This window comes from Streptomyces sp. NPDC088124, from assembly GCF_040685895.1.
In the GTDB taxonomy this organism is placed as follows: domain Bacteria; phylum Actinomycetota; class Actinomycetes; order Streptomycetales; family Streptomycetaceae; genus Streptomyces.
The window spans coordinates 143,842-154,433 of the sequence record NZ_JBFBJB010000019.1; the positions used below are offsets into that span (position 1 = coordinate 143,842).

At 71.0% G+C, this 10,592-nt stretch carries 8 protein-coding genes, 1 pseudogene and 1 riboswitch; of the genes and pseudogenes, 8 read left to right on the forward strand and 1 reads right to left on the reverse strand.

Translation table 11 applies throughout. From position 1 onward, the window contains the following. Positions 1–5: 5 nt before the first annotated feature. The 5 genes from hpnH (at position 6) to AB0P17_RS18025 (ending at position 5,663) form a co-directional block, all read left to right on the forward strand. Positions 6–1,025 (forward strand): adenosyl-hopene transferase HpnH, encoded by a 1,020-nt coding sequence (gene hpnH, locus AB0P17_RS18005; protein WP_365811993.1) that lies wholly within the window; start codon positions 6–8, stop codon positions 1,023–1,025. Between the two features lie 271 nt (positions 1,026–1,296). Beyond that, a complete protein-coding gene (gene dxs / locus AB0P17_RS18010) occupies positions 1,297–3,285 on the forward strand; it encodes a 1-deoxy-D-xylulose-5-phosphate synthase (protein WP_365811995.1) in 1,989 nt (662 codons plus the stop codon). Further along, positions 3,282–4,691, forward strand: coding sequence for an aspartate aminotransferase family protein (locus AB0P17_RS18015; RefSeq protein ID WP_365811998.1), 1,410 nt, complete (start codon positions 3,282–3,284; stop codon positions 4,689–4,691). Before dxs ends, AB0P17_RS18015 begins: the two co-directional genes overlap by 4 nt. Positions 4,692–4,800: 109 nt before the next feature. Continuing rightward, on the forward strand, positions 4,801–5,436 hold the full coding sequence (locus tag AB0P17_RS18020; RefSeq protein WP_365812000.1) for an XRE family transcriptional regulator: 636 nt from the start codon (positions 4,801–4,803) through the stop codon (positions 5,434–5,436). Between the two features lie 35 nt (positions 5,437–5,471). Beyond that, complete coding sequence (locus AB0P17_RS18025; protein ID WP_365812002.1) at positions 5,472–5,663, forward strand: DUF6126 family protein; 192 nt, start codon at positions 5,472–5,474, stop codon at positions 5,661–5,663. A gap of 59 nt (positions 5,664–5,722) precedes the next feature. Here AB0P17_RS18025 and AB0P17_RS18030 read toward each other — a convergent pair whose 3' ends face one another. Continuing rightward, positions 5,723–6,535: a tyrosine-protein phosphatase gene (locus AB0P17_RS18030; protein ID WP_365812004.1), complete on the reverse strand. Its 813-nt coding sequence runs from the start codon at positions 6,533–6,535 to the stop codon at positions 5,723–5,725. 438 nt (positions 6,536–6,973) lie between these two features. Then, a riboswitch (cyclic di-AMP (ydaO/yuaA leader) is annotated at positions 6,974–7,139 on the forward strand. A gap of 4 nt (positions 7,140–7,143) precedes the next feature. Here AB0P17_RS18030 and AB0P17_RS18035 point away from each other — a divergent pair. The 3 genes and pseudogenes from AB0P17_RS18035 to AB0P17_RS18045 form a co-directional block, all read left to right on the forward strand. Continuing rightward, positions 7,144–8,139 (forward strand): LysM peptidoglycan-binding domain-containing M23 family metallopeptidase, encoded by a 996-nt coding sequence (locus AB0P17_RS18035; protein WP_365812006.1) that lies wholly within the window; start codon positions 7,144–7,146, stop codon positions 8,137–8,139. A gap of 181 nt (positions 8,140–8,320) precedes the next feature. Further along, positions 8,321–9,145 carry an SGNH/GDSL hydrolase family protein gene (locus tag AB0P17_RS18040; RefSeq protein WP_365812008.1) on the forward strand — a complete coding sequence of 275 codons (825 nt, stop codon included), beginning with the start codon at positions 8,321–8,323 and terminating at the stop codon, positions 9,143–9,145. A 266-nt stretch (positions 9,146–9,411) separates the two neighbouring features. Beyond that, positions 9,412–10,592: pseudogene (locus AB0P17_RS18045) on the forward strand (IS200/IS605 family accessory protein TnpB-related protein); the annotation flags it as partial.

Consider the following 10,592-nt stretch of genomic DNA (forward strand, 5'->3'; position numbering starts at 1 on the left):
GCTAGATGGCCATGCCACTCCGTCAGACCATCAGGGTCGGGACGTACCTCTTCGAACAGAAGCTCCGCAGGCGTGAGAAGTTCCCGCTCATCGTCGAGCTGGAACCCCTCTTCGCCTGCAATCTGGCATGCGAGGGCTGCGGCAAGATCCAGCACCCGGCCGGGGTGCTGAAGCAGCGCATGCCCGTGGCCCAGGCCGTCGGAGCGGTACTGGAGTCCGGGGCACCGATGGTCTCCATCGCCGGCGGCGAACCGCTGATGCACCCCCAGATCGACGAGATCGTCCGGCAACTGGTGGCCAGGAGGAAATACGTCTTCCTCTGCACCAACGCGATGCTGCTGCGCAAGAAGATCGAGAAGTTCACGCCCTCGCCCTACTTCGCCTTCGCGGTGCACATCGACGGGCTGCGCGAGCGGCACGACGAATCGGTGGCGAAGGAAGGCGTGTTCGACGAGGCCGTGGCCGCGATCAAGGAGGCCAAGCGGCGCGGCTTCCGGGTCACCACCAACTCCACCTTCTTCAACACCGACACCCCCCAGACCGTCATCGAGGTGCTCAACTACCTCAATGACGACCTGAAGGTGGACGAGATGATGATCTCGCCCGCCTACGCCTACGAAAAGGCCCCCGACCAGGAGCACTTCCTCGGCGTCGAACAGACCCGTGAGCTGTTCAAGAAGTCGTTCGCCGGCGGCAACCGGGCGCGCTGGCGACTCAACCACTCGCCGCTCTTCCTGGACTTCCTGGAGGGCAAGGCCGACTTCCCGTGCACCGCGTGGGCCATCCCCAACTACTCACTCTTCGGCTGGCAGCGCCCCTGCTACCTGATGAGCGACGGTTACGTACCGACGTACCGCCAGCTCATCGAGGAGACGGACTGGAGCAAGTACGGCCGCGGCAAGGACCCGCGCTGCGCCAACTGCATGGCGCACTGCGGCTACGAGCCGACCGCCGTCCTCGCCACCATGGGCTCCCTCAAGGAGTCCCTGCGGGCGGCCCGTGAAACGGTCGTCGGGACGCGGTGACGGCATGGCCACGGGAGAGCCGGTCGCGCCGGGCCTCCCGTGGTCATGCCGGTCCGGGCGGTCGCGGAGCGCCGGGCGGCGTGCCGTATCCAGGCCTGGCCGGCGGCGGTCGGCGGGGAGGCGCCGGGGCCGGCGCGGTCGACGGAACCATGAAGCACTGGAACTGATCGACGGGGGCGGCGAGGACCGTCGCATCCATGAAGGACGCCGGGGTGGCCTCGGGGGCTCCCGCCGGCACCGTGAGCTGAACGAATCCGAGAGGGGGCAGCGCGTGTCTGTCTTGGAGCGCATCCGGGGGCCGCACGATCTCAAGGCGCTGACGGCGAGCGAACTCGATGAACTGGCCGCGGACATAAGAACGTTCCTCATCCAGGCGGTGGCGAGGACCGGGGGGCATCTGGGGCCCAACCTCGGGGTGGTGGAGCTGACCGTCGCCCTGCACCGGACCTTCGACTCGCCCGTCGACCGCATCCTGTGGGACACGGGCCATCAGGCGTACGTCCACAAACTCCTCACCGGCAGAAAGGACTTCTCCAAACTGCGCGGCAAGGGCGGCCTCTCCGGCTACCCCTCCCGCGAGGAGTCCGAGCACGACGTCATCGAGAACTCGCACGCCTCCACCGTGCTCGGCTGGGCCGACGGCCTCGCCAAGGCCCGGGACGTGCTCGGCGGCCACGACCATGTCGTCGCGGTGATCGGGGACGGCGCCCTCACCGGCGGCATGGCCTGGGAGGCGCTCAACAACATCGCCGCCGCGAAGAACCGCCGGCTGATCATCGTCGTCAACGACAACGAACGGTCGTACGGACCGACGATCGGCGGCCTCGCCGACCATCTCGCGACCCTGCGCACCACCGACGGTTACGAGAGGTTCCTCGCCTGGGGCAAGTCGGTGCTGCAGAGCACGCCGGTCGTGGGACGGCCCCTGTACGAGTCGCTGCACGGCGCGAAGAAGGGGTTCAAGGACGCCTTCGCGCCCCAGGGGCTCTTCGAGGACCTCGGCCTCAAGTACGTCGGACCGGTCGACGGCCACGACATCGCCGCCATGGAGTCGGCCTTCCGCCGGGCCAAACGCTTCCACGGCCCCGTACTGATCCACTGCCTCACCGAGAAGGGGCGCGGCTACGCCCCGGCGCTGGAGGACGAGGCCGACCGCTTCCACACCGTCGGGGCGATGGACCCGCGGACCTGCGAGCCGCTGGCCCCGGCCGCCGGCCCCTCCTGGACGTCGGTGTTCCGCGACGAGATCGCCGAGATCGGGGCGGAGCGCCCCGACGTCGTGGCGATCACGGCGGCCATGCTGCACCCCGTGGGGCTGACGAAGTTCGCCGAACGCTTCCCCGACCGGGTCTGGGACGTGGGGATCGCGGAACAGCACGCCGCGGTCTCCGCCGCCGGACTCGCCGCCGGCGGACTCCATCCCGTCGTCGCCGTCTACGCCACCTTCCTCAACCGGGCCTTCGACCAGCTCCTGATGGATGTCGCGCTGCACCGGTGCGGTGTCACCTTCGTCCTCGACCGGGCCGGTGTCACCGGGGTGGACGGCGCCTCGCACAACGGCATGTGGGACCTGTCGATGCTCCAGTGCGTGCCGGGGCTGCGGATCGCCGCGCCCCGCGACGCCGACCAGCTGCGGGCCCAGCTCCGCGAGGCCGTCGCCGTGGACGACGCGCCGACCGTGGTGCGCTTCCCCAAGGAGGCGGTCGGCCCGGCGGTCACCGCGGTCGGGCGCGTCGGCGGCATGGACGTCCTGCGCCGGGCGGCGGACGGCGCGGGCGACATGGGTGGCGCGGGCGACATGGGCGGCGTACGGTCCGGCGGCGTACTCGCGGACGAGGTCCTGGCGGATGACGTACTGGCGGACGACGTACTGGCGGACGACGTACTGCTCGTCGCGGTCGGCGCCCTCGCACCGGTCTGTCTCGGCGCCGCCGGACTCCTCGCGGAGCGTGGCATCGGCTGCACCGTGGTCGACCCGCGCTGGGTCAAGCCCGTCGACGAACAGCTCGCCCCGCTGGCCGAGCGGCACCGGCTGGTCGCGGTCGTGGAGGACAACAGCCGCAGCGGCGGCGTGGGCTGGGCCGTCGGCCAGTCGCTGCGCGACGCGGGCGTGGACGTACCGCTGCGTACCTTCGGCATCCCGGAACAGTTCCTGGCGCACGCCAAACGCGGCGAGGTGCTGGCCGACCTCGGCCTCACCCCGGTCGAGATCGCGGGCCGGATCGGCGCCGCCCTGACAGGCAAGGAGAGCGCGCGATGAACGGATCCCCCCAGCCGGCCCCGTCCAAGGGGTTCGACCTGCCGGGGCTGCTCGCGGCGCGCGGCGCCGAGCGCTACGAACTGCACGCGAGACACCTCAACCACCAGCTCCCGCGCATGCTGCGCACCATCGGCTTCGACCGGGTCTACGAACGGGCCGAGGGCGCCTACTTCTGGGACGCGGACGGCAACGACTACCTGGACATGCTCGCGGGCTTCGGCGTGATGGGCCTCGGCCGGCACCACCCCGTCGTACGCAAGGCGCTCCACGACGTCCTCGACGCCTCCCTCGCCGACCTCACCCGCTTCGACTGCCAGCCGCTGCCCGGACTGCTCGCCGAGAAGCTCCTCGCGCACAGCCCGCACCTGGACCGGGTGTTCTTCGGCAACAGCGGTACGGAAGCGGTCGAGACGGCCCTGAAGTTCGCCCGGTACGCCACCGGGCGCCCCAGGATCCTCTACTGCGGCCACGCCTTCCACGGGCTGACCACCGGGTCGCTCTCGGTCAACGGCGAGGACGGCTTCCGGGACGGCTTCGCGCCGCTGCTGCCCGACACCGCGATCGACCTCGGTGACCTCGGCGCGCTGGAGCGGGAGCTGGCCCGCGGCGACGTGGCCGGGTTCGTGGTGGAACCGATCCAGGGCAAAGGCGTCCACGCCGCGCCGCCCGGCTTTCTGCGCGCCGCCCAGGAACTGCTGCACCGCCACAAGGCGCTGCTCATCGCCGACGAGGTGCAGACCGGCCTCGGCAGGACCGGTGACTTCTACGCGTACCAGCACGAGGAGGGCGTGGAGCCGGACCTCGTCTGTGTCGCGAAGGCGCTCTCCGGCGGCTACGTACCCGTCGGCGCGACCCTCGGCAAGGACTGGATCTTCAAGAAGGTCTACTCCTCGATGGACCGGGTCCTGGTCCACTCCGCGAGCTTCGGCTCCAACGCCCAGGCCATGGCGGCGGGGCTGGCCGTCCTCTCGGTGCTGGAGGACGAGGAGATCGTCGCGCGGGCGCGCGCCACCGGGGACCTGCTGCGGTCACGGCTGGCCGCCCTCGTGGACCGCTACGAGCTGCTGCACGACGTACGCGGCCGGGGCCTGATGATCGGCATCGAGTTCGGCCGGCCGGACTCGATCAAGCTGCGCGGGCGCTGGACGATGCTCCAGGCCGCCCGCAAGGGACTCTTCGCCCAGATGGTCGTCGTACCGCTGCTGCAGAAGCACCGTATCCTCACCCAGGTCTCCGGTGACCACCTCGAAGTGATCAAACTGATTCCACCGCTGATCATCGGGGAGCGGGAGGTCGACCGCTTCGTGGCCGCCTTCATCGCCGTGATGGACGACGCACATGGCGGGGGCGGACTCATGTGGGACTTCGGCAGGACACTGGTGAAGCAGGCCGTCGCGGGCCGTTAGACAGTCGCGGGCTGTAAGACAGCGGCCGGCCTGGCCGATCCGCGTCGGGTATTTTTGCCTCCTGGGCAAGAAATTTGCCTGGGGGGAAAGTCCCTGGCGCAATGGACGCATGAGCACACCCTCCGCCGGAGAGGCGGCCGACGGGCTGCCCGACCCGCTTTCCGATCATCTTCCCGACGTCGCGCCGCGCCTGCGTGAGCTGCGCCGTGGCCGCCGGCTCACCCTGGAGGCCGCCGCCCGGCGGGCCGGACTCTCCCCCGCCCATCTCTCGCGGCTGGAGACGGGGCACCGGCAGCCCTCGCTGCCCATGCTGCTCGGGCTGGCCCGGATCTACGGGACGACCGTCTCCGAGCTGCTCGGCGAGGTGCCGCCGGAGCGCGAGCCGATCGTCCGGGGCGGCCGGGCGGAACCCTTCGAGGCCGACGGCTGGACCTACCACCAGGCGGGCGGCCCCGGACGCGCCATGCAGCCGCTGCGGCTGGAGGTGCCGTACGGGGCACAGGGCGACCTGGTCCGGGTGCACCCCGGCGAGGAGTGGCTGTACGTGCTCGACGGGCGGCTCAGGCTGAGCCTGGGCGACACCGTGCATCTGCTCGCCCCCGGGGACAGCGCGCACTTCGACTCGCTCACCCCGCACCGCATCGCGGCGGCCGGACCCGAGGGGGCCGAGCTCCTCTTCGTCCACACCCTGCTCCAGAGCCCGGCCGCCGACCTGTGCGTCGGCGGCTCGGCTCCTCATGTCTGATCCTCATGTCCGACCCGCCGAGAGAGGTCCCATCCATGTCGGAGACAGAGCGTCCGGCGCCCGCCGAGGGCGGCCGGGAACAGGTGCCCCCGCGCCCGCGCGTCATGGACGAGGAGAAGAAGTTCCCGCGAGGGCTGGTGATCCGGCTCTTCGCCTATCTGGTGGCCGGCCATCTCTTCGCGGGCTTCCTCTACCTCCTCTTCCACGTCGGGGCCCAGGGGCGGTAGCGGCCCAGGCCTTCGGCGCCGTCCCTTGCGGTTGACGCCGTCCGTCGCTCGCCGTGGCGTCAGCCTTCGTCCAGGAGGCGGGCGCGCAGCCGTTCGCGGGTCTCGGGCGCGAGCCGGAGGCCTTCGGAGAGATAGCGGTCGGTGGAGCCCCAGGTCTTCCCGATGGCCTCGAAGGCGGCGTCGAGATAGGCGGCGCGGGCGTCGAAGAGCGGGCTGAGCAACTCCATCACCTCGCCGGACCTTCCGGCGGGCGACCGGTCGCTGCGGCGGAAGGCGTAGCGGCGGTGCGGGTCGTTCGACTTGAGGTAGTCGGCCGTGATCGCCTCCGGCTCGACACCGACCGCGAGCAGGGACACGGCGACGGAGAGCCCGGCGCGGTCCTTGCCCGCCGCGCAGTGCAGCAGCGCGGGGACGCTGTCCTCGGCCAGCGCGTGCAGCAGCCGGCTGTGCTCGGCGGTGCGCTCCGTGATGATCGCGCGGTACGAGGCGGTCATCCGGGCCGCCGCTCTGCCCTCCGAGAGGAGCGAGCGGAGCAGGTCGAGGTCGCCGTCCCGGACCATCCGCCAGAACTGGGCGCCTTCGGCCGGGTCGGAGAGCGGGATGTTCACATGGCGCACGCCCGCCAGTTCGACATCCGCGCCGTCGAGCTTCACATCGGCGGAATTGCGGAAGTCGAAAATCGTGTGCAGACCGAGGGTGGAGAGAAAGGCGGAGTCGTCGGCGGTGGCGTGGGCGAGGTGGCCGCTGCGGTAGAGCACGCCGTACCGCACCCGGCGTCCGTCCACGGCCGGCAGGCCGCCGACATCACGGAAGTTGCGTACTCCGGACAGTTCGGGCTCGGTGGACGGGACCTGCGGCGACTGCTGCGTCACGCCTGCTCCTCCGTGTCTGCCCTCGGCGCTGCTCGCCGGCGGCGTCGGTCCCCGACCCTACGACATCGGCCGGTGTGCTCATCAGTACGGCGGAGGGCCGGGGAGTCCACGGATCACAAGGGGACGGGTGGGGCGAAACCGTCCAAACGGTGCGCTGTCCGGATTGAGTGATTCCGGATAACCTGCCCCGATCGTGGGGGAGATGGGCTCCGGCTGGTGAGCAGGATCATATCCGTGACGTTCCGTGGTGACGGTGCGAAAGGGAAGGGCCACCTCGAAAGGGAATTGGAGGGCGGTCTCCACGCAGGGTGACGGGCGATCTTCGGCGCGCAGGGAAGGGTGCGTCACCGAGGGAAAAGGGTGGCTTGTTCCGGCCGTCCCACTCGCCTACGTTCACCCTCAATCCGAGCGGAACGCCGAATCCTGCCGCCGCCTCGGGGACACCATCCACCCATCACGCGTGGCAGGAGCGGGGGACCCAGGTAGTACGCCGTTCCGATGTTCCGACGTCAGGGACGGCTAGGGGTGAAGTCGCGCACCACGCGCGGCCGGGCAGCTCCAGCCCGAACCCGACAGCTCACCTCGTAGGCGCCGGAGAGGAATTCGCCATGCCCGCGAAGGGTAAGCACCGCCGCCCCAGGACCAATCCGTTCTCCCGCGGCTTCATCGCCGCCGGCACGGGCGGCGCCGCCATCGCGCTGCCGCTCATCGGCGCCACCGGCGCGCACGCTGCACAGCAGGCCGCGCCCGCCACGGCCCCGCAGGCCGCGCTCGCCGCCGCACCGCAGTCCGCGCCGGCCGCCGCACCGCAGGGAGCGGCCGCGACGCAGGTGAGCCGAACCGCCGGAACCACGGTGCGTACGTACGCCGTGGTCGCGGGCGACTACCTCTCCAAGATCGCCGAGGAGCAGCACGTCCGGGGCGGCTGGCAGCGGCTGTACGAGGACAACCGCCGCGCCGTCGGCGACGATCCCGGGCTGATCCACCCCGGCCTCAAGCTCACCATCAACGGCAAGGCCTCGGCCGCCCGCTCGGAGGCGCCCACCAGGGCCTCGAAGTCGTCCAGGGTGGCCAAGCCCTCCGAGTCCACCGCGTCGGCGGAGTCGGCCAAGTCCTCGAAGGACTCCTCGTCCGCCGAGCCCTCCACGGCCCGGAGCGAGGCGCCCGCCGCCGACTCCGCGGCGCAGAGCAGCGCGTCCGGCTTCACCCTGCCGGTCGACGGCATCGGGGTCGGCACCGCGTACCGCGCCGCCGGCGGAAGCTGGTCCAGCGGCTACCACACCGGTGTGGACTTCGTGGCCCCCTCGGGCACCACCGTGAAGGCCGTTGGCGCGGGCACCGTCGTCTCCGCGGGCAACGGCGGCGCGTACGGCAACCAGGTCGTCATCCAGCACGAGAACGGCATGTACTCCCAGTACGCCCACCTCTCCTCCCTCTCCGTCTCGGCCGGCCAGAGTGTCTCCACCGGCCAGCAGATCGGCCTCTCCGGCGCCACCGGCAACGTGACGGGACCGCACCTGCACTTCGAGATCCGGACGGGCCCGGACTACGGCTCGGACGTCGACCCGCTGGCGTTCCTCCGGCAGAACGGCGTCTCCATCTGATCCGTCCGGCCGCCCCGGACGCGTTTCCTCCACCCCGAGGCCCGGCACCCATACGGTGCCGGGCCTCGGGGCTTTGCGCTATTCCCGCTTGAGGGAAAATTGACCGATGGTGTTTCTCACCCTGAGTCAACACCCGCCTACGGTCGCGTAGGTCACATCGCCGGGAGGAAAATGTCCCGCTGTGGCAGACGATTCGAGAACAAGAAGAGACAAGACATTCGGGTCGTACGCGGCGATCGGTGACAGCTTCACCGAGGGTGTGGGAGATCCAGGCCCCGACGGGCTGTTCGTCGGCTGGGCGGACCGGCTCGCGGTCCTGCTCGCCGATCAGCTTCCGGTCTCCGGTGCGACGGCCGACCCCGTCCACGGCGACTTCCGCTACGCCAACCTCGCGGTACGCGGCCGGCTCCTCGACCAGGTCGTCGAGGAACAGATACCCCGCGCCAGGGAACTCGCCCCGGACCTGGTGACGTTCTGCGCGGGCGGCAATGACATCATCCGCCCCGGCACCGACCCCGACGACGTGGCGGAACGCTTCGAGCGGGCCGTCGCCGACCTCACCGGCTCCGTCGGCACGGTCATGCTGGCCACCGGCTTCGACACCCGGGGCGTGCCCGTGCTTCGCCATCTGCGCGGCAAGATCGCCACGTTCAACGAGCACACCCGGGCCATCGCCGACCGCTACGGCTGCCCCGTGCTCGACCTCTGGTCCCTGAGGACCGTCCAGGACCGGCGGGCCTGGGACGGCGACCGGCTCCACCTGTCGGCCGAGGGGCACACCCGGGTCGCGCTGCGCGCCGGGCAGGTGCTGGGCGTCGAGGTGCCCGCCGACCCGGACCAGCCGTGGCCGCCGCTGCCGCCGCGCGGCACCCTCGAAGTACGGCGCGACGACATCCACTGGGCACGCGAGTACCTGGTGCCCTGGATCGGCCGCAGGCTGCGCGGCGAGTCCTCCGGCGACCACATAGCGGCGAAACGCCCGGACCTTCTCCCCCTGGAACACTGACGCGGCGCGGCGCGTGCGGCGACGCGGGGGCGCTCCCGTACGGCTCACTCCGTCCCGCGGCTCACGCCCCTGCCCGGTTCACGCCCCTGAGTGATTTGTGGGTCGTTTTGAGTGTGTGGGAGTGAGTACGGGCTGTGTGGTGGGTGCTTGTTTCTCTCGGGTGGGGTGTGGATGTTGTGGGGCTGGTCGGGTGACTTCTGGTTCGGTGGTTCGTTGTCCTGTTCGACAGGGGCGGACCGGTGCAGGGGCCGGAGGGGGTGGTGTGGGTGGCGGAGCTTCGGGTGCTTGCGGCGCCGTTTGTGGTGCCTGGTCCTGCGGGTGTTGCGGTGCGTACCCGGTTGCGGTTGTCGGTTGTCGAGGAGCGGGTGCTGGGTGAGGTGGGTGGGTGGCTGGGGTCGTTGGCGTCGGGTGATCTGGCGGTGCGCTGCCGTGACGGTCTGGAGCATGACGCGGAGCGCTGGGCGGTGCGTAAGCGGGCGTTGACGGGGCGGTCATCGTCGCGGTGAGCCGGGAGCATCACCAAAGCCACCCATGACCAGTGGGCCTTGGCGCGCCGGGGCCTGGCGGCGCATATCCGTGGTCTGGAGGTGGGGATCGCGACGGTCCGTCACCGCCTGTCCCTGCCGGTCGGTGAGAAGGGGACCGGGCGTGCGCCGGGTGGCTACCGCTCCCGGCGTGAGTGGCATGCCAAGTCGCGGCGTCTGACGGTGCTGGAGGCGCGGCACGTGCGGGCGGTGGCGGACTGGCGTGCGGGGCGGGTGCGGGTCGTGCGGGGCGGTAAACGCCTGGCGTACACCCGCCACCACCTCCTCGACGCCCGCCTGACGGAGGTGGAGTGGCGGCGTCGGTGGGTGGCGGCGCGGCTGTTCCTGTCGGCGGACGGTGAGTCGGGCAAGCGGTACGGCAACGAGACGATCCGTATCACCCCCGAAGGACAGCTCTCCCTCAGACTTCCCGCACCCCTGGCCCACCTCGCCAACGCCCCGCACGGCCGGTTCGTCCTTGAGCGGCCGGTGGTGTTCGCGTATCGGGGTGGGGAGTGGGCCGACCGGATCGCCGGGAACCGGGCCCTCGCCTACACCGTCCACCACGACACCGACCGTAATCGCTGGTACGTCACCGCCGCCTGGCAGCGCAAGGCGGTGCCGGTCCTGCCCCTGGGGGCGGCGCTGGCGGCGGGCTGTGCCGGGGTGGACATGAACGACGACCACCTCGCCGCCTGGCACCTCGACCCCCACGGCAACCCGGTCGGCGAACCCCACCGCTTCCCCTACGACCTGACCGGCACCGCCCAGCACCGGGACGCGCAGATCCGCCACGCCCTCACCCGCCTCCTGCACTGGGCCCGCCGGTGCGGGGTGAAGGCGATCGCGGTCGAGGACCTGGACTTCGACAGTGAGAAGACCCGCGAGAAACACGGCCGCCGCAAGCGCTTCCGGCGCCTGAT